Origin of the sequence: Shewanella amazonensis SB2B (assembly GCF_000015245.1) — a bacterium.
In the GTDB taxonomy this organism is placed as follows: Bacteria; Pseudomonadota; Gammaproteobacteria; order Enterobacterales; family Shewanellaceae; genus Shewanella; species Shewanella amazonensis.
This window is the reverse complement of sequence record NC_008700.1, coordinates 3,527,025-3,552,302: the sequence shown is the minus strand read 5'-3', so window position 1 is coordinate 3,552,302 and position 25,278 is coordinate 3,527,025. Positions and strand designations below refer to the sequence as shown.

Below are 25,278 nucleotides of genomic sequence, written 5' to 3'. Positions count from 1 at the left end.
TTGGGATTTGGATCACCCGCCGTTTTGCTATTCAACGCACAAGAGGGTTGGCGTTGCTTTTCATCAAATCGGGCACTGTGCCGTCGCAAAATTGCGTGATCTGGCGCATGTGTTATTGCCTATCTAGCTGTTAATTCTAAATATTTTATATTATTAATTTTAGCTGAATTTATGTAACTTTATGACAAAATGGCATGGTGACAGGACGTTTCATCGCCGGATTTACGGGAATTTGGGCTATTTTGTAGTTAAATTTCATATTTAAGCCATTTGTGATGTGGCTGACGGAATTTTGTGTCTCAACTGGGTACGATCGCTCGCAGTGTATTTTCCAAGAGAGCGACCGCAATCATGGCAGATTATTCCGAAGCGATAATCACAGTGAAAAAGGGCCTGGATGTGCCCATTGCAGGTGCGCCAAGGCAAGAGATAGACATAGCCGCCAAACCTTCCCAATTGGCCTTGCTTGGCAAGGAGTATGTGGGGCTTAAGCCTTCCATGCTGGTGGAAGAGGGCGAGCGGGTCATCAAGGGTCAGGCGCTGTTTGAAGACAAGAGCAACCCGGGTGTGCGCTTTACCGCGCCCTGCGCCGGGATTGTGTCTGCTATCCACAGAGGCGACAAACGCTTGCTGCTGTCGGTGGTCATCGATTGTGATGGCTCTGATGAGAGCATCGACTTTGGCGTTGAGGCAAACCTTGCCGCCCTGTCCCGAGAGCAGGTGCAGGACAAACTGCTGCAAAGTGGTTTGTGGACCGCACTTCGCACCCGTCCATTCTCCCGCGCGCCCAAACCGGGCTCAGCGCCTGCCGGTCTGTTTGTTACGGCGGTTGACACCAATCCGCTGGCCGCTGATCCGCGCATTATTATCAATACCGATGTGGATGCATTCGCCGCCGGTATGCAGGTACTTACTCACCTCACCGACGGGCCTGTGTTTTTGTGTCAGGACGGTAATCATGAGCTGCTGCCGGGTGCCGAACTGCCGCGGGTGCAAACCCACAGATTCCAGGGTGTGCACCCTGCTGGGTTAGTGGGCACTCACATTCATATGCTGATGCCCGTCAGCATGGAGCGTCAGGTGTGGCACATAGGCTATCAGGACGTGATGGCCGTCGGTCGCCTCTTTACCACGGGACAGCTGGATAACCGCCGCATCGTGTCCCTTGCCGGCCCCAATGTGCTTAAGCCAAGGCTGATTGCCACAGTGCTGGGTGCCAAGGTCAGCGATCTGGTGAAGGGTGAGCTCAAAGACGAGGTACATTCCCGCGTGGTATCCGGCTCAGTGCTTTCTGGCCATACCGCCCGCGGCGCCTTTGATTTTCTCGGTCGCTTCCATCCACAGATTTCGGTTGTTACCGAAGATGACAGCGAGCAATTCCTGCCCTGGGTTCGCCTTGGCCGGGACAAGTTCTCCATCACCCGTACTGTGCTGTCGCGTTTTTTGCCCAAAAAGCTCTACGACATGACCACCCATACCGGCGGTGCCAAGCGTGCCATGATGGCCTTCGGTCAGCTGGACCGGGTGATGCCGCTGGATATTCTGCCCACTCTGCTGGTGCGGGATCTGGTGGTACGTGACACCGACGAGGCGCAGCTTTTGGGCGCGCTGGAGCTGGATGAAGAAGATTTGGCGCTGTGCACCTTCGTGTGCCCCAGTAAGTACGATTTTGGCCAGGAGCTTCGCGCCTGCCTGACGATTATCGAGAGGGAAGGCTAATGAGCAAGCCCACAAAGAAACCCAGTGCCCAGGACGCTTACTACGCTCCCGGACACACGATGAAAGACTTTTTCCGCTCGCTGTTTATCGGCCATGGCGCCAGCACCCAGGATAGGGTGCACGTGCGTGATGCCATTGAAGTGAAGCGCACCATGACCCTGGTGGGCCTGTGTCTGCTGCCTGCCATCCTGTTTGGCATTTATAACACCGGGCTGCAGGCGCAAATCGCCATACTGGCGGGCAGCGCGCCACTGGATAACTGGCATCAGGGCTTTTACAGCGCCATCTTCGGCGGCCTGACTGAAAGCACCGGCATCTTTGGTCTGATGGCTTACGGCCTGATTTACTACCTGCCGATTTATCTCGCGGCGCTCGTTACCACCATGTTCTGGGAAATGGTGTTTGCCAGGGCAAGACGCCAGGAAATGCAGGAAGGCTTCTTTGTTACCGCGCTGCTGTTCAGCCTGTGTTTGCCCGCCAATATCAGCCTGTGGCTGGTGGTGATGGGCATCAGCTTTGGCGTTGTGGTGGCCAAAGAGCTCTTCGGTGGCATGGGTTACAACTTCCTGAATCCCGCGCTGGCGGGCCTGGCCTTTATCTATTTTGCCTACCCAAGCGAAGTGACTACTTCGGCGCAGCTGGTGGCGGTGGATGGTTACAGCTCGGCCACCACCCTGGCGCAGGTTGCGGCCAACAAGATGAAGTTTGCCGAGTACCCCTGGTACCACGCCTTTAACGACGCCGCCTGGTGGGATGCCTTCTTAGGCTTCGAAGTGGGTGCCATTGGTGAAACCTCGGCGCTGGCGATTTTTGCCGGTGGTCTCTTGCTTATCCTTACCCGTCTCGCCGACTGGCGCATCGTGGTGGGCGTACTTGTGGGTGCCATTGCCACTTCCCTGCTGTTCAATGTGTTTGGCGACGGTAAAAACGCCATGGCGGCCATGCCCTGGACCTGGCATCTGGTGACCGGCGGCTTTGCGCTGGGGATGATGTTTATGGCAACCGACCCTGTGACCACCGCCTACACCCGTCCCGGCAAGCTGATGTTCGGTATCCTGGTGGGCGCCATGACCATTCTTATCCGCGTTGCCAACGTCAAGCAGCCCGAGGGCATCATGCTGGCGATTCTGTTCGCCAACCTGTGGGCGCCTGTGCTGGATTCGCTGGTGGCAAGATTCAATATCAAACGGAGGCTGAAGCGCAATGGCCTTTAACAAAGACAGTGTTCTCGGCACCATGACCTTCACGGTCGTTCTGTGCCTGGTGTGCTCCTTTATGATCACCGGCACCGCCGATGTGCTCAAGGAGCGCAAGTTGGTGAAAAAGCGCAACGAGCTGATGCAAAACGTGCTGATTGCCGCCGACATCAAGGATGTCAGTGATGTCAAAGCCACCTTCGAAGCGCGGGTTCGCCCGGTGATGGTAAACCTCGCCACAGGCGAGCTGCATGAGCGCGACAACATTCTCGACTATGACGAGCGCATGGCGGCCATCAACCCGGAGACTTCCAGCAAGATTGCCAAAGACACGGCCCGCATCAAGACCCGCGCCAACGAAATCCGCATCTTCAAGGTGCTGGACGACAAGGGCGAGCTGCAGGCACTGGTGCTGCCGGTGTACGGCAAGGGGCTGTGGTCGATTATCTACGGCTTTGTGGGGGTGAAGGCCGACTTCAACACCATCACGGGCGCTGTGTTTTACGAGCACGGTGAAACCCCGGGTATCGGCGACTTTATCAATCACGACGACTGGCTCGCCAAGTGGCAGGGTAAGCAAATCTTCAACGCCAAGGGCGATGTGGCCTTCAAGATTGTGAAGGGCGAAGCCAAGGCCGGTGATTTGAGCGCCGTGGATGGCGTGAGCGGTGCCACCCGCACAGGTGCGGGCGTGGCCAAGGCGGTGCAGTTCTGGTTTGGCCCCGAAGGCTTTGAAGCCGCGCTGGGCAAACTGAAAGCGGCGGGGGTGTGAGATGAGCGCAGTATTATCCAATCGTGAACTCCTGATGCGCCCGGTGTTTGCCAATAACCCGGTGGCCATGCAGGTGCTGGGGGTCTGTTCGGCCCTGGCGGTGAGTAACTCCATGCAAACCGCGCTGGTGATGACACTGGCGGTGACCTTTGTGTTGGTGTGCTCCAACTTCTTTATCTCGCTTATTCGCGCCTTTATCCCCAACAGCGTGCGCATCATCGCCCAGATGACCATTATCGCCTCGCTGGTGATTGTGGTGGATATGGTGCTTCAGGACGTGGCGCCGGACTTATCCAAGCAGCTGTCGGTGTTTGTGAGTCTGATTATCACCAACTGTATTGTGATGGGCCGCGCCGAAGCCTTTGCCATGAAAGAGCCGCCACACCTGTCGGTGATGGATGCCATCGGCAATGCCGCCGGTTACGGCTTTATCCTGTTGAGCGTCGCCTTTGTGCGCGAGCTTTTGGGCTCGGGCACCCTGTTTGGTCACAGCATTTTGAAGACCATTGAGCAGGGCGGCTGGTATTTGCCCAATGAGATGTTCAAGCTGCCTCCCAGCGCCTTCTTCCTGATTGGCGTGATTATCTGGGTGGTTAACATAGCTCAGCGCAAGCGCGCCAAGGCCTGAGGATAACGTCATGGAACACTACATTAATCTGTTTATCCAGGCGTCATTTATCGACAACATGGCGCTGTCTTTCTTCCTGGGCATGTGTACCTTCCTCGCGGTGTCGAAGAAGGTGTCTACCTCACTCGGTCTCGGCATTGCCGTGATTGTGGTGATGGTGCTGGCGGTGCCGCTCAATCAGCTGATTTACGTGGCCGTACTTAAGCCGGGTGCTCTGGCGTGGGCTGGCTTCCCTGAGCTGGATTTGTCCTATCTGCAGCTCATCACCTTTATCGGGGTGATTGCGGCGCTGGTGCAAATCCTTGAAATGGTGCTCGACCGCTTTATGCCAGTGCTGTACCAGACCCTGGGGATCTTCCTGCCACTGCTGACGGTTAACTGCGCCATCTTCGCCGGGGTGATTTTTATGGCCAACCGCGACTATACCCTGACCGAGTCAGCGGTGTTCGCCGCCGGTGCCGGTACCGGCTGGGCAGTGGCCATTGTGCTGCTCGCCGGTATTCGCGAGCGCCTCAAGTTCAATGCCATTCCCGAAGGGTTACAGGGCATTGGTATCACCTTTATCACCACAGGGCTGATGGCGCTGGGCTTTATGTCCTTTGCCGGTATCAGCCTGTAACGGAGGAACATCCATGGAAATGACGATTGGAATGGGTATGTTCACCGTGGTGGTGTGCATCCTGGTGGCAGTCATCCTGATTGCCCGCAGTAAATTGGTGGCAAGCGGCGATGTGCAGCTTCGCATTAACGAGGATAAAGATAAAACCGTGGCCGTGCCTGCCGGTGGCAAGCTTTTGGGCGCCCTGGCCGGCAAAAATATCTTCGTGCCTTCTGCCTGTGGCGGCGGCGGTACCTGCGGTCAGTGCCGGGTAAAAGTGAAGTCCGGTGGCGGCGATATTCTGCCCACCGAGCTTGACCATATCACCAAGAAAGAGGCCAAAGAGGGTTGCCGTCTGGCCTGTCAGGTGGCGGTGAAATCCGATATGGATCTTGAGCTCGATGACGAGATCTTCGGGGTGAAGAAGTGGGAGTGCGAGGTGATTTCCAACCGCTCCACCGCCACCTACATCAAGGAGCTGCTGCTCAAAGTGCCCGAAGGTGAAGAAGTGCATTTCAAGGCCGGTGGTTACATTCAGATTGAAGCCCCTGCCCACGAAGTACACTACAAAGACTTTGATATTCCAGAAATCTTCCGCGATGACTGGGAAAAGTACGGCCTCTTTAATCTGGTATCCAGAGTGGATAGCGAGGTCATGCGCGCCTACTCCATGGCTAACTATCCGGAAGAGCAGGGCCGTATCATGCTGAACGTGCGTATTGCTACGCCGCCAAGCCCTGAGTTGCCACCGGGACAGATGTCTTCTTACATCTTTAACTTAAAGCCCGGCGACAAGGTGATTATTTCAGGCCCCTTTGGTGAGTTCTTTGTCAAAGAGACAGACGCGGAGATGGTGTTTATTGGCGGTGGTGCCGGTATGGCGCCGATGCGAAGCCATATTTTTGATCAGCTCAAGCGGGTGAAAACCTCGCGCAAGATGAGCTTCTGGTACGGGGCCCGCTCCCTGCGTGAGGTGTTCTATCAGGAAGATTTCGATGGCCTTGCCGCCCAAAACCCCAACTTCGAATGGCATATTGCGCTCTCTGAGCCACTGCCGGAAGACAACTGGACAGGCTACACCGGCTTTATCCATAACGTGCTGTACGAGAACTACTTAAAGCAGCATAAGGCGCCGGAAGATTGCGAGTTTTACATGTGTGGCCCGCCCATCATGAACAGCTCAGTCATTGCCATGCTGGAAGGCTTGGGCGTTGAGCGTGACAACATTCTGCTGGATGACTTTGGTGGCTGACACCTAGGTGTAAAACATCCCTCAATCCCCACCGACAGGTGGGGATTTTTTTTACGTTTTTTCAAGTGATTGACCATGATATGTTAGTGAAAATTGGCCAGAGCAGGAGTGGCAATGGAGCTTTGTAAAGCGACGGCAGAGGATGCACAGGCGATATGGGATTTACGCAACAGCGCCATTCTTGTGGGTTGCAAGGGCTTTTACGACGATAAGAGTCTCGCACGCTGGACCGAAGGTGAGTTGACCCAGAGCTTTACCGCCGTGGTGGCTCAGGGCTTTTATGTGATGAAAGATGGCGCCCGGGTGGTAGGCAGCATCATGTTGGACCTGACCCATCCGGAGCTTCAGAACGGTGAAGGTCAACTCGAGGCGGTGTTTGTCGCCCCGGACATGATGGGGCGCGGCGTGGGTAAGCAGCTGATGGCCTTTGTGGAAGAGCTGGCCCTGGCGCAGGGTATCAACAGGCTCCGGCTGGAGTCCACCCTCAATGCCGTGCCCTTCTATCGAGCGTGCGGCTTTGGGGAAGAGGTGCGCTCGCGCTACCACAGCCCCCGGGGTTTTACCCTGGATTGCTGCATTATGTACAAGAATCTGACTGCCAGGCCCTGATGTGTCAGGTAATGCCGAGGGGCCAGGATTGCAGCACTTCATAACGAACACCGGCAGGGGTGCTGTTGGAAAGGTAGAGATTAAGGCGCTCGGGCCGCAGTATCACAGGCTCCGGTTGCCATTCTGGGATGGAGAATTGTTTGGCTTTGCGAAACAGGGTGATATGGGGGTTAAAGTCGTGCTCACTCTGATGCAGCCCCAGGTTTTGGCAAAGGGACTGACATCCGTGGTAAAGGTCTGTCAGGCCTGAGTCTGTGGCCTGGCCCCACAAACAGACTACACCGGCGCCGCGCCAGTGAACCAGGGAGTCGAGCCGCTGCTCAAACTTTGGCATGGTGATGCCTTCGAGTGCAGCTTCGAGTCTTTGGCACTGACGTTGGCTGGTTTGCCCCAAAAAGGCCAGGGTCATATGCAGGTTGGCTTTTTCCACGGTTTTTCCGGGGGCGCCGAGGCGTTTTTGCAGCTTAAGTATGGATTCGCCCTCTTGGTCCGAAAGTGCGAATCCTAAAAATAGTCTTTGTGCATCAGACATAAAGGCTTACCTTTGTCTACGTCAGTAGCCAAACCTTGCCTATACTCTTGGTTGAATGCAAGTAACAGCTATTCCGGGAAGGAAAGCGTCAATATGTCATTGCCTGAGTTAAACCCGCTGCATGCTGCACTGGCAGGGATATTCACGGATGTCCCGCTGGTAACGCTGGAACAGAATGTCGATCGCGCGCTGCAAACCATGACGGCGAAGCTCGACTGTGATGGCGTGTTTGTGCTCTCTGCCTCGACCCGGCAACCCGGTGTCACCCCCCGCAATATTTACCTCAAACCCGGCAGCGTGCCGAACAATCAGGTGCGCCACTGGCCGCTGGCACGTATGCCGTATTTCAGACGTTTAATGCGCCAACCCAGGCTCCTTAATGTGCCCGACATCGCCAGGCTGCCCTCAGAGGCGGCTGAAGAGAAGCGCTTTTTACGGGAGTGGCGGGTAAAGAGCCTGTTGGTGCTCACGCCGGTGCATTTTGGTGAAACCCAGATTGCCCTGGGGGCCGTTAATTGCGAACGTGCCAGAGAGTGGTCGCAGGCCTTTATGGATGAGCTTGGCATTGCAGCCACCCTTATCTGTGCCGTGATGGAGCTGACCCGTATTGCCCAGGCTTTGACCGTGAGCGAGCGCCGCTATCAGGAGCTGTTCAATCAGTTGCCGCTGGCCTGTGGACTGGTGGACAGACGTAACAGGGTAAAGCTGTTAAACAGCATAGCCCGCCAGAATCTGCCGGTGAGCGATGGACAGGACCTGCTGGCATTGGTAAGGCCGGAGGAAGAGGCCATGCTGCAGGATACGCTGCAGGTGGTGCGCGATGGGGTGTTGAGTCAGGCCTGGTGCGAGATTTCCATGAAGGGGCCGCTGCTGAATCAGCAATGGATAAAGCTGAGTTTCAGCACCATGTCAGACGACCCGGGGACCTTACTGATGCTGGCGGAAGACGTGAGTGAGCGCCACCGGCTTGCCGATGAGCTCTCATTTCATGCCAATTACGATGCCCTCACCGGGCTGCCAAACCGTTCCCATTTCGAGGCCGTGCTCGACAAACTCCTGCAGCAAATACCGGAAGAGCCCATTTGCGTGGCATTTCTCGATTTGGACCAGTTTCAGGTGATCAACAATGTCAGCGGTCATCAGGCCGGTGACAAGCTGCTGTGTCAGGTTGCACTGAGGCTCAAGCAGTTGGTGCGCAAAGGGGATACCGTGGCCCGCCTCGGCGGCGATGAATTTGCCATCCTGATGCACTACTGCAACGAGGATACCGCCAAAGTCATTGCCCAGCGCATTTGTACTCAATTGTTTGAACACGAGTTTTACTGGGAACACCGGCGTCACAATGTGTCAGTTTCCATGGGGGTTGCCCCCCTCGATGCCGGGGTCAACGATATTTATGTGCTGATGAGCCGTGCCGATGCGGCTTGTCGGCTCGCCAAGGAACAGGGGCGCAATGGCTGGCATATCTACTGTGCCACCGACCCGAAAATGAACCGGCTTTACAGTGAGATGACCGCCTCGGTGGACATCATAGATGCCCTGTCGCAAAACCAGTTTCAGCTTTACTATCAACTTATTGAGCCGCTTTTGAACGAGCAGGCCGGTATTCATATGGAAATACTGCTTCGTCTCCAGCGGCCCGATGGCAAGATGTTGTCGCCGGGGCTGTTTTTACCCGCCGCCGAGCGGTACAACCTGGCATCCAGGGTAGACCGATGGGTGATAGACAACCTGCTGCGCTGGGGCGGCAATCACCTGGCGTTGTGGCAGGAGCTGGACATGGTATCGGTCAATCTGTCTGCCAATTCCCTCAGCGACCAGGAGTTTATGGAATGGCTCGAGATACGGCTGATGGCCGAGCCTGAGCTGGTGAGTAAACTATGTTTTGAAATCACCGAAACGGCGGCAGTCAGCCAGCTTGAACAGGCCCAGGCCCTGATTGAGCTCTTGCGGCCCCTTGGCTGTAAACTGGCGCTGGATGACTTTGGTTCGGGCTTTTCAAGCTTTGCTTACCTGAAGCTGCTTGATGTGGACTTTGTCAAAATCGACGGGCAATTCGTGGTGAACCTCTGCGACAACAAGTCCGATCAAGCCATCGTCAATGCAATCTGCCAGCTGGGCCGTGATATGGACTTCGACGTCATTGCCGAGTTTGTGGAATCTGAGGCGGTGGGGCTGCGCCTGCGTGAGCTGGAAGTGGACTATGCCCAGGGCTATGCCATCGGCAAGCCGGAGCCGCTGGATAACCTCAGCAGTGGCAAGCGCGTCCCCTGGCTTAGCGACTTAACTACTGGTTGAGTGGCTGAGCCTGCATCCTTGCCCTGACTGCACTTGTGGTTTCCTTTCCTGTACAATGGCCGCCACTGTTTTCACCCGCCGGAATGCCCTTGAACGCTCTGCCTGTCTGCGATCTCTTTGACGAGCTGAAACGCTCGCTCGCCCAGCATCAGCAACTCATCCTTGAAGCCCCAACCGGTGCCGGTAAGTCCACGGCGTTGCCGCTGGCATTACTGGATTGGCCAGAGATATCCGGTCGCATCATCATGCTGGAGCCACGCAGGGTGGCGGCGCGCAGTGTGGCGCGCTTTATTGCCAAACAGCGCGGCTGCCAGCTTGGCGCCGAGGTGGGTTATCGGGTGCGTGGCGACAGTAAGGTGTCCAAAGAGACTCGCCTTGAGGTGGTTACCGAAGGCATTTTGACCCGGATGATCCAGGACGATCCCGAGCTCGACGGAGTAGGGCTTATTATTTTCGATGAAATCCACGAGCGGCATCTGAGTACCGACCTGGGGCTGGCGCTGGCGCTGGAAGTGCAGGCGGGTCTCAGGGATGATCTTAACATTCTGGCCATGTCGGCGACCTTAAGCGGTATGCCGCTTGAGGCGCTGATGCCGGATGCGGTATTGCTCAGGAGTGAAGGCCGCAGTTTTCCGGTTGCAGTGGAGTATGCCTCTGTGCCTGCCGGCGCCGATTGGCAGGCCCATATGGGTAAAACCCTGATGGAACTTGCTACAGGTAAACGCCCATTGCCCGAGGGGATCACGCCGGGCACTGTGCTCGCGTTTTTGCCGGGCAAAGCCGAGATAGAACGTCTGAAAGACTACCTTGCCGAGCGTCTCAGTGAGTCTGAATTTGCCATCTGTCCACTTTATGGTGAGCTCGATGCCAATACCCAGGACAGGGCCCTCAGTGCCGATCCCGATGGGCGCCGCAAACTGGTGCTTGCCACCAACGTGGCCGAATCGAGTCTGACCATTGATGGTGTCACCCTGGTGGTGGACTGCGGATTTGTGCGACAGGCCAGTTTCAATCCCCGCACCGGGGTTACCCGCCTGGGGCTTAAGCGCATTAGCCAGGCTTCCGCCATTCAGCGTGCCGGTCGTGCCGGACGTCTGGCGCCGGGGCTCTGTATACGGCTCTGGAGCCAGGATGAGTTTGAAAGGCAGGTGAAAGCCGACGAGCCGGAGATATTACGCAGTGAGCTGGTATCACTGGCGCAGGAAGCCGCCGTGTGGGGCGCGCGGGATTTTGCGGCGTTAAAGCTGCTGTCAAGGCCGCCAAAAGTGAACGAGTCCCTTGCCTGGGCGCTCCTTAAAGATTTGGAGCTGGTGGATGACAACCACAAGCTCACGGCCCTTGGCCGGGATGCCCATCGTCTGGGCTGCCATCCCCGACTGGGGCATATGCTGCTTAAAGCCAGGGCGCTCGGGGAGGCGCAAAGCGATGCCACCCTGGCGCCTCTGGCGTGCCTGCTGGCGGCCATTTTGGAAGGCCGGGGATTGCCGCGCCGGGGCTGTGACATCAGCCACTACCTTGGGTGGGCAACGTCGGGCCAGACCGGTCAGCAGGCCAAACAATGGGCTGCAAAACTCGGTATCAAGGCTGACTTTGCGGCGGTGGCCAAAGCCGCTCATCCACGGGATTGCGGCCTGCTGTTGGCGCTGGCGTATCCTGACCGTATCGCCATGGCCCGGGGCAAGGATGGCTTTGTACTGGCCAACGGTACCGGCATTACCGTGGATGAGAGTGACGCCATGGCGCTGGAGCCCATGTTGGTGGCGGCGGATTTTGGTGAGCTCGAAGGTCGCAGTGCCGGGCGTCTGTGGCTGGGGGCGATGCTGGATGCGCGCCTCTTTGACGGCCCGCTGGCGTTTTTACAAAGCGAGCGCGAGGTCAGTGGGTTTGATGAAGGCCGTGGCCGCTTTGTGGCCGAAAAACAGCGGGTGGTGGGCAGTCTGGTGCTTGGCCGCGAAACCGTGAGTCAGGTACCTGCGGCCCTCAAAGCCAGTGCCTGGATAGCCCGAATTCGCCAAAAAGGGTTGGCTTGCCTTGGCTTGGATGACGATGCCATGCAGCTCAGGCGCCGGGTCTCACTGGCGGCCAATCTGCTTGGGGGTGACTGGCCCGCCATGGACGATGAAGCCCTGCTGGATGGCCTCGAAGACTGGCTCGGCCCTTATTTGGGCAACATCAACAGCCTGAATGAGTTTAATAAACTGGACGCCGGTCGTCTGCTGCGTGACAGCCTCGACTGGCAGCTGCGCAGAACCCTCGACGAAGCCCTGCCGACCCATTACCCTATGGCAACCGGCACCCAGGCCCCCATCCGCTACGAAGATGATGGACGCGCAATGCTCAGGGTGCGATTGCAGGAGGCTTACGGCATGGCGGCAACGCCATTATTGGCTGGCGGACGGCTCAAGCTCACTATGGAGCTTCTGTCTCCGGCGCAGCGTCCCCTGGCGTTGACGGCGGATCTGGCCAGCTTCTGGCAAGGCCCTTATCAGGATGTAAAAAAGGAAATGCGGGGCCGTTATCCCAAGCATTTGTGGCCGGACGACCCGGCAAACACCTTACCGACCAAATTTACCAAGAAAAAGACCTTGGGCCAGGCCTGAGGCAGAGAAAGTATGACTTCAGATAAACGGAATTCAGGCAAAAGGGCGCCCGCCAAGGGCGCATCGGCAAAGTCCAGAACGTCAGCCAAAGCCCGTAATAAGCCCGGGATCCTGCGGCGCATATGGTCATTCCTGTGGAAGCTGACCCTGGTGGTGTTGGTGCTGTGCGCCGCCTATGGCATTTACCTCGACCAGCAAATTGCCCGCAAATTTGAAGGCCAGAAGTGGCACCTGCCGGCGCAGATTTACAGTCGTTCCATGGCGCTCTATCCGGGGGCGGCCGTGAGCCATCATCAACTGCTGGCCGAACTCCAACTGTTGGGATACCGCAAGGTAGCCAATCCCCGTCAGGTCGGTGAGTTTTCTGCCTCCGCTACCCGCATCGATTTGTGGCGCCGTCCCTTCCTGCATCCGCTGGGCAGCCAGGATGCGGCACGTGTGATGATTGCATTTGATTCGCAAGGGGTTTCTACGGTGTCTCGCCACGGCGACAAGCGTGAGCTGGCGGTGTTTCACCTCGAACCCATGCTGCTGGACCGACTGATTGCCGACGATGGCGAAGACAGGCTGTTTGTTCCGCGCAGGGAAGTGCCCGATACCATGGTTGAAGCGCTCCTCCTGGTGGAAGACCGCAGCTTTTACGAGCACCACGGGGTGAATCCCTTTGCCATTTTGCGCGCGGCTTTTGTCAATATCAGCGCCGGGCGCACAGTGCAGGGTGGCTCTACCCTGACCCAGCAGCTGGCGAAAAACTTTTTCCTCTCCAGCGAGCGCTCCCTTATCCGTAAGGTGCGCGAAGCCTTGATGGCCATCATCATCGACTTCCGCTACAGCAAGGATGAGATCCTCGAGGCCTACCTCAACGAAGTTTACATGGGGCAGGACAAGTCCCGTGGTGTGCACGGTATGGGGCTGGCATCGCAGTTTTACTTTGGTCGTCCGCTCACCGAACTCACCACTGCCCAGCAGGCTTTTTTGATTGCGGTGATCAAGGGGCCTTCCTACTACAATCCCTGGCGTTATCCGGCGCGGGCACAGGAGCGACGTGATCTGGTGCTCAGGCTCTTGATGGAGTCGGGCAAAATCAGTGTCAACGACTTCCAGATTGCCGCCGAATCGCCCCTGGGTTTAAGACCCGAAGGACGCCCTGTGCATCAGCGTATGCCGGCCTTTTACACCCAGGTGAAAAAAGAGCTGGCGCTGCGCTGGGGGGACAGCCTGCTCAATGAGTCGGGCATCAAGGTGTACACCACTCTCGACCCCATCGCCCAGGAAGCCGCCGAGAAGGCCGTGAAAGAGGTGATGGGCCGTATCGGCAAAGACACCAAGGAACTGCAGGCTGCCATGGTGGTTACCGACAAGTTTGGTGGCGGCATTGCGGCCATGGTGGGGGACAGAAACCCCAGCTTTGAAGGTTACAACCGGGTCAGTGAGATGCGTCGCCCCATAGGTTCGCTGGTCAAGCCTTTCGTGTATATGACGGCCCTCGAAGACAGCAACTACAACCTGATGACGTCGTTGAAAGACGAGCCCCTGACCGTGACCAACAAGCATGGCCAGAGCTGGTCACCCATGAACTACGACAAGACGTTCAGTGGTCAGGTGCCTTTGATGCGCGCCATGTACAAATCACTCAACGTCCCCACTGTGAATCTGGGGCTGGCCGTGGGCGTGGATGCGGTGATTAACACCCTCGACGATGCCGGCTGGCGCGGTGAGGCCATTAATCCCTATCCGTCGATGCTGCTGGGCGCCGTGGATGGCTCGCCACTGATGGTGGCACAGATTTACCAGACACTCGCAGACAATGGCCGTTATCGCCAGCTATCCACCGTCACCGATGTGTTGGATATGAATAACGAAGCCATTCTGGCCAGTCGTTTGCCCTCTGAGCAATCGCTTGAGCCAGCGGCGGCCTATCTGTCCCAGTACATCATGACCCGTGTCGTGTCGGAAGGTACAGGTGCGCGCCTTGGCCGCGCCTTCCCCAACGTGACCCTGGCGGGCAAGACCGGCACCAGTAACGATAGCCGTGACTCCTGGTTTGCCGGTTTTGATGAGCGGAACGTGGCTGCTGTATGGGTGGGCCGCGATGATAACGGCAAGACCAAACTGGTGGGTGCCAGCGGCGCCATGGCGATTTATCAGGCCTTCCTGGAGGCACGCCCGCCGGTGGCGCTGAGGATGACGCCACCTGACGATGTGGTGCAGGGCTATTTTGATTTGAATGGCAACGCGCTGGAAAAAGGCTGCCCGGGTGCGGTGGCACTGCCTGCAAAAGCAGGCAGCTGGAGGCCGGCACAAAACTGTGGCAAGCCGCTATCCTGGTGGCAAAAAATTATCGGTGGTTAACACAGATTCAGCGAGTATCACCCTGATAAAAAGCCCGGCATCGCCGGGCTTTTTGTTTAAGGTGCGCCCCGGGCTTAGGCGAGTTTAACCCTGTTCCCGCCCGCATCCTTGGCGTGATACATGGCCTCGTCGGCACGCCGCAAAATATCTTCGTGGCGGCTGTGTCCCTCATCCAGACACACGCCCACACTGGCGGTGACCTTAAGCTTGTTGGCAGGCGCCGGAAAACTCAGACTTTCGATATTATGGCGGATACGCTCGGCGATAATGCCGGCTTCCTCTTCGCTGGCAGAGGCCAGCAGGACCACAAACTCCTCACCGCCCCAGCGGCCACACTGGTCCCGGTTGCGTATCGAGTAGCGTATTACCCGGGCAATGTCGGTCAGTACCTTGTCGCCCACCTCATGGCCCAGGGTATCGTTAATGGATTTGAACCTGTCGATGTCTATCATGATCAGCGCCCGACAGCGACGCTGGCTGTCGAGGTGCCACAGTCGCTGCAATTGCTCACTGAAGGCACGCCGGTTGGCAATACCGGTAAGGGGATCGGTGGCCGCCAGCTGCTGGGCCAGTACGCGCTCCTGCTCTGACTGGCGAAACTGGGCCGCCAGTGCCAGTGCCAGCAACATGGCGTCGATAAACATGCCTATTTCGGCCGCACGGTAAGTCCACTGGTTGAAACTGATATAGCCTTCAACCGCCAGTCCCGTTGTGCAGCTGCCTACCATGGTCGACAGGGACGCCAACAAAAACAGCCTGGCGGTGGGTAACCCGTGGAGCCAGGCGAGTATGCCCAAGAGGGGCATCAGCAAGGTAAAGATATACACAAAGTCGAAGGCGAAGATGAGTCCAAGTTCGCGATCGTCGGTGGTCATGGCCACGCCCTGGACCGTCATCATCAGCACCGCCAATCCCAGTACTATGTAGCTCAGATGGGGGCGCAGCTTGTCGATACCCAAAAAACGCAGCGCAAACATCAGCCCGGACACGCAGTAAAGCGTCATTAACATGGGGTGTGACCATTGGCGCCAGTGGGACAGCCCGGGCCAGAACCAGAACTGACCATGGCCGGTATAGCTCAGATTAAGCAGAATAAAGCTGAATAAAAACAACGAGTAATAAAAGTAGCTACGCCTGCCTATGCCCAGAAAGAGGATAAAGTTGTACCCCAGGAGTGCAAAGAGGCCACCATAGAGAAATCCGTAGCTGAGCAGTTCTATGCGATTACGCAGGTTGGCTTGCTGTGGGCTAGTCAGATAAACGGGGACCAACCTGGGATCGGGACCTGACACCCGGAGCAGGAGCAGGTGATTGCCCGGGGGCAGCCACAGAGACTGGCGCATAAAACGTCCATCTTCCGCCCTGGCATTCACATCGCCACCGTACCAGGCCTGCATGCGATCGCTTTGGTCAAACAGATAGAGTGCCAATTCATCCTGCCAGGCATTGGCGAGCTCGAAAATGAGCTGAACGTCAGTATTGGACGGGTTTTGTAACGGCAGCGCCAGCCAAAGCGGTGGGGCACCTATCCCCAAACTGGGTATCTTTTTGCCATGGGGTGCAAAACGTCCACGCTCGAAGGCGGCTTTGGCGTCAACTGGGCTCATGCGCCTATCGGACTCAATGAAATACATCCACTCCCGGGACAGGGGATCCCCGGGCAGTTCGTCCGGTGTGAGTGGCTGGGCGTGGGCAAACAGCGAAAACAGCACCAGCGCCAACAACCCCAGCGCTTGTTGCAAACTCATCTATTCGCCTTGGGTGGTGACATCAGGTTAAATATAGTAATGATTTATGGGTAGTTTGTATAATTTTACCTACACCTGTTCGGTAAAGGTTTTGCTGTGACTGCTCATGCTTCCTGATAAGGTGGATGCCTGAAGAATATGGCAAAAGGAGTCTGACCCGTGACGGAACTGCATCATCCCCTGAATGACTTTATTGAATACCCACCCGAAGAAATGCGTCGCCGCGCAGAGGCCAATCTTATCGAGCTTCGCCGACGTCACTCCATTCGCAAGTTTTCAGACAAGCCGGTGGCCAGAGAAATCATTGAGCAATGCATATTGGCAGCAGCTTCGGCGCCAAGCGGTGCCAATCATCAGCCCTGGCATTTTGTGGCAATTTCCAGTCCCGATGTGAAGGCAGCAATTCGTTGTGAAGCGGAGGCGCTGGAGCAAAGTTTTTATCAGGGACGGGCAGGGGAAGAGTGGCTGGACGCTTTAAAGCCCCTGGGCACCAACGCGAATAAGGCCTATTTGGAACGAGCCCCCTGGTTGATTGCCGTGTTCAGCCAAAAGCGCGGCGGTGTGGATGAAGGCGATAATAAGACAAACTACTATGTGCATGAATCCGTTGGTATTGCTACCGGCTTTTTGATTCAGGCACTGCACCATGCGGGCCTTGGCACCCTGACCCATACCCCAAAACCCATGAGCTTTTTGAGCAAAATTTGCGGCCGTGACAACGATGTGGACCGGCCCTACATGCTGATTGTGGCCGGGTATCCCGACCAGGATGCCACTGTCCCCGACCATGCCCTGAAAAAGAAATCCCTGGAGCAGGTGGCTTCGTTTCTCTAGTTGGCTGTTTTTCAATAACTATTGGTGCAGCCGGTTGTTGTACTCTTGGTGCCGGCTTTGGCGGCCTTAACCCATGCAGACATGGGTTAAGGTGGGCGGGTCAGTTCAGTGCCTGATTGGCGGGACTGGCCATAAAGGCGCGCAGTTTCGTGTTGTCTATGCTGTCATCACTGTTGCGGATCACTTCCTTGTCCGGGTCTATCTGAAACTGCAATCGCATCGCCTGTTTGACAACGGCTGCATCGTCAAAGGCGCCCAGTTCCACCAGCAGTAAAAAGTAGATCAATACCCCCCGAAACTCCTGGGGATGGGCGCGGCAATACTCGATAAAAACTTTATTGGCTTCAGGAATAAAGCCGCTACTTGCCAGATTGATGGCATAGATGAGCCGCTGGTTGGTGGAGGTCTCACCGTAATTGGCCTTCCCCAGCTCAAATGCGCGCAGACTGTTGTCCAAATCCCCGGCCATGGCAGCCAGGTTGGCCAAAGGCTGCCCATTGTCCAGGGTCAGCGCCGGGCGGTTAGTGTGGATCTCAATCAGAATATCCCGGGGTAAGTCCATCTCGAGTTTGCCGGTAAAGGAAAGGAAGTCCCCCATAATGATGGGGTCTTGTTTCACTTCATCACTGAACCTGTGATACACCTCGACCACCTCGTCCAGACTGAGTGCACGCCCCTGCTTTACATGTGAGGCCAGCGCCAAAAATCCCGAATTTGTCAGGTTTGGGGCATGTTGCATATAAGCCCCGAAAACATTGCTGCCACGGGAGAAGGCATCCTGAAGTTGCCAGTCAAGCAGCTCAGGCTCAGAGGTCAGAGGATTGGTGCGAAAATAAATCACAGCAACGCCGGGTAACCCGCTGACATTGTTACTCAGTAAAATTTGCCCATCCCGCACCGCATCAACGCGCCAGTCTGAACTGTTGCTGACGAGGGTATTGAAGCGGTGTTCAAACAGCTGTGCAAACATCTGGGCATTGATGGGTTCTTCACCCGTGGCGCGCATATGCTCAATCACCAAATCCCGGCGCCATAGGCCGTCGATATCCTTATTGTTCAGCCTCTGTGCAAGTCGCTCTGCAAAGGTGTAAAGACGCTCCAGCTGGCCGTTTCCGGCGGTGTTAACGGGTAAAGCACTGTGGTTGGTAAGTGCGCTGTCGGTGGATTTTTGTGTGGCATTGCAGCCCAACAAGAGTACTGGCAACAGTAGGCAAAAAAGCAGTCTGGACATCATGATTCCTCAGCGATTACCTGTATTCAGGTGTTGTTCCAGATAGTCGATACCGGGGTTGCTGGGTTGGGTAAAGTCTCCCTCAGCGGTGCCGGTGTAGTAGATATCCCGATCGATTTTTTTCAGTGCGTCAAAGTACTCGGCGCTCTCGGTGGCGGGGATCCTGTCCTGCTTCAGGACCAGTGAATGTTGACGGATAAGAGTGCCCGGACGACCCAGCTCACTGGAACGATAGGCGAGACTGGGGGTGTCAATTATCAGGTCGTCCCCGTTGACGTGCACCTGAACCGGCTGGGGTAAGCTCACCCGAATGGTGTGATTAACAGTCACAGGCCCGGATATGGCCATTGGCTGGGTACGCTGGATCACGGATGGCAGTTGAATGAAATCAGTAAGCTTGAAGGCCAGCATACTGAAATTGGCATTTTTGCCTTCGACGTTCCAGAAGTTATCTATTTGATATTGCTCCCGGAGTAGAATCTCGTTTCGACCTTCTTTGCTGTCGTGTATCAACACAGGCTCTTGTAGGCGGATACCGGGATAGAGCTTGGCATAGTAGTTGAGGTAGTGCTGCTCCACATCATAGGTCGAGACCCCCTGAAGTTGATAGCGCATCCGATCGGCCTCTTTCCCGCGGTAGCGGCTGACCACATACATGTCCACTGGGCTGTCATATCCAGACGCGATAAGTGACTGTTCAACATTGATGCTGTCTACCGCGGGCAAACTTTGTGGCATGGCCGTCAGTGCCGACTCACCCTGACGCAGCACCAATGCATAGCCGAAATCGGGTTGTGTCAGTTGTTCCAGTCCCTGTGCCTGCACGTGATTGGTGCCATCAATCCAATAGTGTTTACCGTTAAACTCCACCAGGTTAATAACATGGTCAAATAGCACGCCGGATGGCTGCTGTTCGGGCAATGAGCGTCCACTGCGGGTGTTAACCAGTGCAGGGTAACTTTCGATGCCGACGTTAGAAAGCAGGAAATTCATCAGGTTGGCCTTGTCTTTACAGTCGCCATACCGACGTTCGAACACCTGATTCGGGGTATGGGGTACATGGCTGCTTTGCCCCATTTCGATGCCAAAATAGCGGATTTCCTGCTGCACAAAGCGCACGATTTCTTCAATCTGTTTGGCCTGATTTCCCATTGCCCTCACGCTGTTTACATACTTGGTCAGCGCTGGGGAAGGGCTGTTGTCAAACCGGTAAAGACCACTGGCCCAATTGACTATGGCGGCCCAATTGTCGCTGCTGCTGAAGGTGACATAGGGCGACCATTTGACATCTGCCGGCGCACCTTCTTCATAGCTGTATCTGGGCACCCTGGTTTGGCGCCAATGATACTCGATGCCATATTTGCTTGTGGATTCGGTGGCGGGGGGCAATTCGTGGCGTTTGAGCTGCAAGGGGACACCACTGGCGTTGATGATGCCCAGATTGACCAGGTCGACGCTTGCTTCCCAGCCCATCTGAAAGTAGCCACCAAACTGCTTGCCGTAGACTGGATTTCTGCCCTCGAGCGAGTAGCTGTATCTCAGCGTGTCACCCACGCGCAGATCGGGAACCACCACCACGGCAGTCGCCAGCCCATGGAACAAATCATTCACCAGCTCGGGTTCCTGGTTGATAATATTGATGCGCGCCTTCGCCAATCTGTCGCTGGTAACGCCGTTACGTTCCACCTGCAGGCTGTGCAGCTTCATGGATTCGAATGCAGGGTTGAAGGTCAACTCAAGCTTGGAAAGTTCCTTCACTCCCTGATGATTGGCCGCCAAGGCAGCAAATTCGAGGAAATAGTGATCTGTTAACGGCGATACCAACACTTGCCGCGATACCAACCGGAAGTGGCTGGGGCCATTATTGAGCTGGGCAGGCAGAGGTTGAAGCGTCTCGTGGGTGGCCCAATCCGGGGCGGGAGAGACTTCGAGGGAGTATTCACCTGAGGTAATGGTATTGGCTTGGCTTGGCGTAAGGGCCAATAATGCAGACAATCCTGTCACGAGCAGGAAGTGGATCCATCGGTTCACTGAGCAGTCCTTGAGTGGAAGTGGCACCTTATGTGCCGACCGAGCGAAAAATTTATCACATTTGACTAACATGTCGCAAAGTGTGGGTCACAATTTCCTTGTTTATTATGCAATTCCCATCGTTTGCCTCATATGGCGGGAGAGGCGGAGAAGGCTCAGTGGCAGGAAGATCAAGAATCAAAATGGCGGGCTTAACAAACAAAGACCAGGGGTCAATAGCTGTGGTTCAAGCAGACAGTGACGATGTGGCCGGGCTGGCTAAATTGGCCCGGGTGGATATTGCCACCCTGAACCTGTTCAACTTTTTGGCCCCCCCTGCTGCGGCCTACGAGTTTGACCGCATCTACAGCAATGAGCAGTGGCAGAAGAAATGTAATTGGCTGCGCCACTGCGTAAGCAGCCTCGAAGCCGACATTATCGGTTTTCAGGAGGTGTTCAGTGTCGATGAGCTTAAGGCTTTGATGCTGGAGCTGGGTTACCCGCACTTTGCCGTGGTGGACGAGCCCGGCTGCGAGGATTATGTCTGCCGTGCGCCCGTGGTAGCCATTGCCAGCCGCTTGCCGCTGCTTGAGGTGGTGGCGGTGGAGCCCGACCCGGCCGCCCTTGCCGCTATGGATCTTAAGGCGGATTTTCGCTTTGGCCGCAGGGTGCTCAGGGCCACAGTCAACCTGAATGATTGGGGCATGCTGGATATCTATGTGCTGCATTTTAAATCCCAGCGTCCACTGTTTGAGCCAGAAGCCCTCGGTGATATGCAGGCCGCGCCCAGGCTCTTGGCCCACCGTGCACTCGGCAGCTTTGCCAGCAGTGCCCGCCGTGGCTTTGAGGCCATGCTCTTGTATCAGGCGATGATAATGCGGCGGGATGAAACTGCTCATCCCATGGTGATCATGGGTGACTTTAACAGCGGTTTGGATGCCGCCGAATTTCGCGGTTTCTGGCTGGGGGCCGATGCCATTCATGGCAACGATAAACAGGCGGCAGGCCTTGGCGGCTTGAGCGAGCAGGCCTTTGCCAATGCCATCAGCCACTTTACCCTCAAAGATGCCTCGGTGCTGTTTCTGGAGGGGCAGTTGTTTGACCGGCAAAGTGGCGGCCACCACGGAACTGACTCAACGGAAGATTTAAGCTGGGCAAGGCGACCAACCCACTATCTGGGCTCCCGCGGCAGCCTGCTGGACCATATACTGCTCAGTCAGGACTTTGATGGCGCATTGGCACCCGCCCGTGGCCGGGTGTGCCACTTTTCAGTGTTCGATGAACACCTTCGCAGCCCCAAGTACGAGCGAGACAGCGAAAGCTCAGACCATGCCGCGCTCGTAGTAGGGCTTGAGCTGCTATAAAAACCGCTTTTGCAGGAATGCCTCCAGGCGGCCTTAACAGGGTGGCGCAGGCAGGGTAAAATAGCCGCCATCCACGGCAGCGGCAGCCGCTAAACAGCAGTTGTGTCACCCGCCGCTCCCAATCTGTAACACGCCTTATTGGGCGTAATCGAGACATCTTCATGAGCATTCGCATCAAACTCAAGCCGGGACGGGAAAAGTCCCTCGACCGTCGTCACCCCTGGGTGTTCTCCAGTGGCGTACACAACATCAAGGGCAAGCCCCTGCGCGGTGAAACCGTGGATGTAGTGGCCCACGATGGCCGCTGGCTTGGCCGCGGTGCCTGGTCAGATGCCTCACAGATTCAGGTGCGTGTCTGGACCTTCGATAAAGAAGAGGCCATCGATCGTGACTTTTTCGCCCGCCGTATCGCCCGTGCCCAGGCTGGCCGCGAGGCGCTTATCCGCGAAAAGGGCCTCACCGGCTATCGTCTGGTGGGCGCCGAGTCTGACGGCCTGCCCGGTATCACCATCGACCGCTACGCCAATGTGCTGGTGTGTCAGTTGCTGTCTGCCGGTGCTGATTATTGGCGCGAGACCCTGGTATCAGTACTCGCCGAGCAGTTCCCGGAGTGTGCCATTTACGAGCGCTCTGACGTGGACTCACGTAAGAAAGAAGGCCTGCCACTGGTGACGGGTTTGCTCCACGGAGAGCTGCCTGCCATGCCGCTGATTATTGAAGAAAACGGCATCAAGATTGCCGTCGATGTGGAAAAGGGCCACAAGACCGGCTTTTATCTCGACCAGCGCGACAACCGCGCCATGGCTGGGCGCTTTGTGGAAGGCAAGTCGGTACTCAACTGTTTCTGTTACACAGGCACCTTCGGCCTCTACGCCGCCAAGGCCGGAGCCGCCAGTATCGAAAACGTGGACGTATCCACCCTGGCGCTGGATACTGCCCGTCACAACATGGCCATCAATGGCCTTAACGACGACCATGTGACTTACAGCGAAGCCGATGTATTCAAGCTGTTGCGCCAGTACCGCGACGAAGGCAAAACCTTCGATGTGATAGTGCTCGACCCGCCCAAGTTTGCCGATAACAAGGCCCAGCTCAATGGCGCCTGCCGTGGCTACAAGGACATCAACATGATTGCCATGCAGCTATTGAAGCCCGGCGGCACCCTGCTGACCTTCTCCTGCTCCGGCCTGATGCCCGCCGACCTGTTCCAGAAAATTGTCGCCGATGCCGCACTGGATGCAGGCCGCGACGCCCAGTTTATCGAGCGCCTGAGCCAGGCCTCGGACCACCCCATCGGCGCCGCCTTCCCGGAAGGTTTCTACCTCAAGGGGCTCGTTGCCCGGGTTTGGTAACGCGAAGCACTATTGAAAAAGCCTGTTCATGATGAGCAGGCTTTTTTGTTTTTCGAGCCTTTAAAATGGCACGTTGCGGTTACTCATCAAGCACGGGTTTTAGATAGCTGGTATGGATAATTTTGTGCGTATATTTCTGATATTGATGGTTATTACTATTTCGTCTGAGAGGCTTTTAAACCGACTTCTATACTGTTTCAGGCAGTAGAAACGCGGCCATGGCTCAGTCGCGAGCCATGGCAGTGACCACGGTAAACAAGGAAGAACCGCTATGAATAAGACAAAGCTTTTTGTGTTGGTAAGTTCTCTGTTAAGCGCTGGCGTCTGGGCAAGCCCTCCAGGCGAAAATACCCAAGGTAGTACAACGATTTCCGTATCCGACAGTGTGCTTGGGGCAAACACCTGTATCGTTCCGGCATCCGCCATGGCAAACGACGCTGACCTCGATATTTCTGCCAGTGCGCTGGCGAGTGCCATGTCGGCCGCCTCATCCTACATCGATATCAGCTATTCCGGTGGTGTGAACCTTGACCTGACAAGGCACGGGAAAAACGGCGCCGTGCATCAGGTCGCACTGACTGCGAGTATGGGCAGTGGTACCCTGTTTGCCCAGACGGCAAGTTCCGGGGCAGAGGGCAGCGTTGGCGCTGCGGCCACCGCCAGTGCCGAAGCAGAGGCTGCCGCCCAGATGATTGCACAGGCCTATTCAAGTGTGTTTCAAGGTATCGATTTTTCGATTGATCTTGAAGTGATTGAAATCAGGGTCAGAGTGGGGACCAATGCGACGGCAGAGGCCGTTGCCGCAGTAGAAGGCGCGACCGAGAGTTCAGCTGATGCCGAGTCCGGTGCGGGTGCTGACGGTGACAGCAGCGCATCAGCAAGCGCAGCGGGCGGCGGAATCTCCAGCAGTGGTAGCACCTTCTATGTCCAGGGTGCGAACATAGAGACCTTTACTGCGCAGATGAGTGCCGCAAGTGGCACCGTATTTAATGTTCAAACCTCTGCGTTGGCTCAGGTCTATGCCGATGCCATTGCCACCTCACTGGTGTATGCCATGGCAGAAGCCTCTTCTGAAGCGCAGGCAGCAGGAATGCTGACCTTTGAGTGGGATTTGCCGATTATAGGATCAGGCTCTCTCCCGGTTGTGTCAGACTTTGACTCTGCCGCAAACGCGGCGCAGGAGATAGCCAATGCAGGTCAGTCGATTGCTTCCTATGCGCAAGCCGCAGCAAGCGCGTCAGCCAGCGCAATGGGTGGTTCGTCGGTGAATATGGGCATGATGGTGCACTATGAAAATCTGCCGGGCACTGAAGATCTGCTGGAAATAGTGGGCAGCGGCAGCCTTGCGCTGGATTGCTCACAGGCCTCGGCCAGTGCCGGTGCATCTGCTGATGCTGAGACTGACTAGACACGCACCGCTGGACGATGGTTGAGGTTCTTTAGCCATGCCCGGTAGGATTCTAAAGGCCTGTTCTTGATGAACAGGCCTTTTTGTTAGGTCAGTGAGCATTGGGCAACTTGCCACTTCCGAGAAAAGCATTGTCAACATTTGAAAAGGTGAATTTTGGTCGCAGTCGTCTGATTTAACAGGTTTTGATGCTGTTTTTGACGTATAAATTTTCGAGATAAATTCGCAGAATGAGAAAATAAAATACGAAATAACTATCTATTCTGCTTACAAAGTGTATAGTGACCGCAGCTCATCGAGCACAGTTACTATTGATATATTTAGTTCAAGATTTTCTCAGAATCAAACGAATCAGTTTGTCATATTTATCCTGCGATACCTTTTTCTTCATTTCCAATTTAGTAGCTTCAATTTATTATTTTTGCGAGATATTTATGTCTATTAAAACTACTGGTTCAGTAAAATGGTTCAACGAAACAAAAGGCTTTGGCTTTATCACCCCTGATAACGGTGGCGCCGATGTATTTGTTCACTTCAGAGCCATTGCCGTTGACGGCTTCAAGACCCTGGCCGAAGGCCAACAGGTTCAGTTTAACGTAGAGCAGGGCAACAAAGGCCCACAAGCTGCAAACGTTACCCTGCTGTAACTGCTTGTTTTTAGGTGTCTGCTGCGTAGCAGACACCTGCACCGCTTTGATACCTGCACTGCTGCACTCACAAGGGAGCCTTTCAGGTATCACCATCCTTTATCAATACCGATAGTCTCAAACTGATA

General features: G+C 55.9%; 19 protein-coding genes. 15 read left to right on the top strand and 4 right to left on the bottom strand.

All coding sequences use genetic code 11. From position 1 onward, the window contains the following. Positions 1-351: 351 nt before the first annotated feature. From SAMA_RS15555 to SAMA_RS15525, 7 genes are all read left to right on the top strand, one after another. Complete coding sequence (locus tag SAMA_RS15555; RefSeq protein WP_011761088.1) at positions 352-1,719, top strand: Na(+)-translocating NADH-quinone reductase subunit A; 1,368 nt, start codon at positions 352-354, stop codon at positions 1,717-1,719. Next, the gene (locus SAMA_RS15550) at positions 1,719-2,933 is read left to right on the top strand and encodes an NADH:ubiquinone reductase (Na(+)-transporting) subunit B (protein ID WP_011761087.1); all 1,215 of its coding nucleotides are present in this window, start codon (positions 1,719-1,721) and stop codon (positions 2,931-2,933) included. The genes SAMA_RS15555 and SAMA_RS15550 overlap by 1 nt, the downstream gene beginning before the upstream one ends. Next, the gene (locus SAMA_RS15545; protein WP_011761086.1) at positions 2,923-3,687 is read left to right on the top strand and encodes a Na(+)-translocating NADH-quinone reductase subunit C; all 765 of its coding nucleotides are present in this window, start codon (positions 2,923-2,925) and stop codon (positions 3,685-3,687) included. Before SAMA_RS15550 ends, SAMA_RS15545 begins: the two co-directional genes overlap by 11 nt. A 1-nt stretch (position 3,688) precedes the next feature. Further along, the gene (locus tag SAMA_RS15540) at positions 3,689-4,315 is read left to right on the top strand and encodes an NADH:ubiquinone reductase (Na(+)-transporting) subunit D (RefSeq protein ID WP_011761085.1); all 627 of its coding nucleotides are present in this window, start codon (positions 3,689-3,691) and stop codon (positions 4,313-4,315) included. 10 nt (positions 4,316-4,325) lie between these two features. Then, positions 4,326-4,934: an NADH:ubiquinone reductase (Na(+)-transporting) subunit E gene (nqrE, locus tag SAMA_RS15535; protein ID WP_011761084.1), complete on the top strand. Its 609-nt coding sequence runs from the start codon at positions 4,326-4,328 to the stop codon at positions 4,932-4,934. Positions 4,935-4,947: 13 nt separating this feature from the next. Beyond that, positions 4,948-6,165: an NADH:ubiquinone reductase (Na(+)-transporting) subunit F gene (nqrF, locus tag SAMA_RS15530; RefSeq protein WP_011761083.1), complete on the top strand. Its 1,218-nt coding sequence runs from the start codon at positions 4,948-4,950 to the stop codon at positions 6,163-6,165. 114 nt (positions 6,166-6,279) lie between these two features. Then, positions 6,280-6,774, top strand: a complete 495-nt coding sequence (locus SAMA_RS15525; protein WP_011761082.1) for a GNAT family N-acetyltransferase — start codon at positions 6,280-6,282, stop codon at positions 6,772-6,774. 4 nt (positions 6,775-6,778) lie between these two features. Here SAMA_RS15525 and thpR read toward each other — a convergent pair whose 3' ends face one another. After that, positions 6,779-7,306 carry an RNA 2',3'-cyclic phosphodiesterase gene (gene thpR / locus SAMA_RS15520; protein WP_011761081.1) on the bottom strand — a complete coding sequence of 176 codons (528 nt, stop codon included), beginning with the start codon at positions 7,304-7,306 and terminating at the stop codon, positions 6,779-6,781. A gap of 93 nt (positions 7,307-7,399) precedes the next feature. On the opposite strand from thpR, the gene SAMA_RS15515 reads away from it, so the two are divergent. From SAMA_RS15515 to mrcB, 3 genes are all read left to right on the top strand, one after another. Beyond that, complete coding sequence (locus SAMA_RS15515) at positions 7,400-9,604, top strand: putative bifunctional diguanylate cyclase/phosphodiesterase (RefSeq protein ID WP_011761080.1); 2,205 nt, start codon at positions 7,400-7,402, stop codon at positions 9,602-9,604. A gap of 83 nt (positions 9,605-9,687) precedes the next feature. Then, positions 9,688-12,204: an ATP-dependent helicase HrpB gene (gene hrpB / locus SAMA_RS15510; RefSeq protein WP_011761079.1), complete on the top strand. Its 2,517-nt coding sequence runs from the start codon at positions 9,688-9,690 to the stop codon at positions 12,202-12,204. A gap of 12 nt (positions 12,205-12,216) precedes the next feature. Continuing rightward, the gene (gene mrcB, locus SAMA_RS15505) at positions 12,217-14,556 is read left to right on the top strand and encodes a penicillin-binding protein 1B (protein ID WP_011761078.1); all 2,340 of its coding nucleotides are present in this window, start codon (positions 12,217-12,219) and stop codon (positions 14,554-14,556) included. Between the two features lie 74 nt (positions 14,557-14,630). On the opposite strand, the gene SAMA_RS15500 is transcribed toward mrcB, so the two are convergent. Continuing rightward, positions 14,631-16,304, bottom strand: a complete 1,674-nt coding sequence (locus SAMA_RS15500) for a sensor domain-containing diguanylate cyclase (RefSeq protein ID WP_011761077.1) — start codon at positions 16,302-16,304, stop codon at positions 14,631-14,633. Positions 16,305-16,517: 213 nt separating this feature from the next. Between SAMA_RS15500 and SAMA_RS15495 the strand changes: the two genes are divergently transcribed. Then, positions 16,518-17,138 (top strand): nitroreductase family protein, encoded by a 621-nt coding sequence (locus SAMA_RS15495; RefSeq protein WP_049758035.1) that lies wholly within the window; start codon positions 16,518-16,520, stop codon positions 17,136-17,138. A 100-nt stretch (positions 17,139-17,238) separates the two neighbouring features. Here SAMA_RS15495 and SAMA_RS15490 read toward each other — a convergent pair whose 3' ends face one another. Continuing rightward, complete coding sequence (locus tag SAMA_RS15490; RefSeq protein ID WP_157608352.1) at positions 17,239-18,372, bottom strand: hypothetical protein; 1,134 nt, start codon at positions 18,370-18,372, stop codon at positions 17,239-17,241. A gap of 6 nt (positions 18,373-18,378) precedes the next feature. Then, positions 18,379-20,400: a DUF3857 domain-containing transglutaminase family protein gene (locus SAMA_RS15485; protein ID WP_011761074.1), complete on the bottom strand. Its 2,022-nt coding sequence runs from the start codon at positions 20,398-20,400 to the stop codon at positions 18,379-18,381. 221 nt (positions 20,401-20,621) lie between these two features. Here SAMA_RS15485 and SAMA_RS15480 point away from each other — a divergent pair, with 221 nt between their 5' ends. The 4 genes from SAMA_RS15480 (at position 20,622) to cspE (ending at position 25,150) form a co-directional block, all read left to right on the top strand. Continuing rightward, a complete protein-coding gene (locus SAMA_RS15480; protein WP_198134287.1) occupies positions 20,622-21,743 on the top strand; it encodes an endonuclease/exonuclease/phosphatase family protein in 1,122 nt (373 codons plus the stop codon). Between the two features lie 161 nt (positions 21,744-21,904). Continuing rightward, positions 21,905-23,095 carry a class I SAM-dependent methyltransferase gene (locus tag SAMA_RS15475; protein ID WP_011761072.1) on the top strand — a complete coding sequence of 397 codons (1,191 nt, stop codon included), beginning with the start codon at positions 21,905-21,907 and terminating at the stop codon, positions 23,093-23,095. Between the two features lie 271 nt (positions 23,096-23,366). Continuing rightward, positions 23,367-24,503 (top strand): hypothetical protein, encoded by a 1,137-nt coding sequence (locus tag SAMA_RS15470; protein WP_011761071.1) that lies wholly within the window; start codon positions 23,367-23,369, stop codon positions 24,501-24,503. A gap of 434 nt (positions 24,504-24,937) precedes the next feature. Further along, positions 24,938-25,150, top strand: a complete 213-nt coding sequence (cspE, locus tag SAMA_RS19430; protein ID WP_011761070.1) for a transcription antiterminator/RNA stability regulator CspE — start codon at positions 24,938-24,940, stop codon at positions 25,148-25,150. Positions 25,151-25,278: the final 128 nt, after the last annotated feature.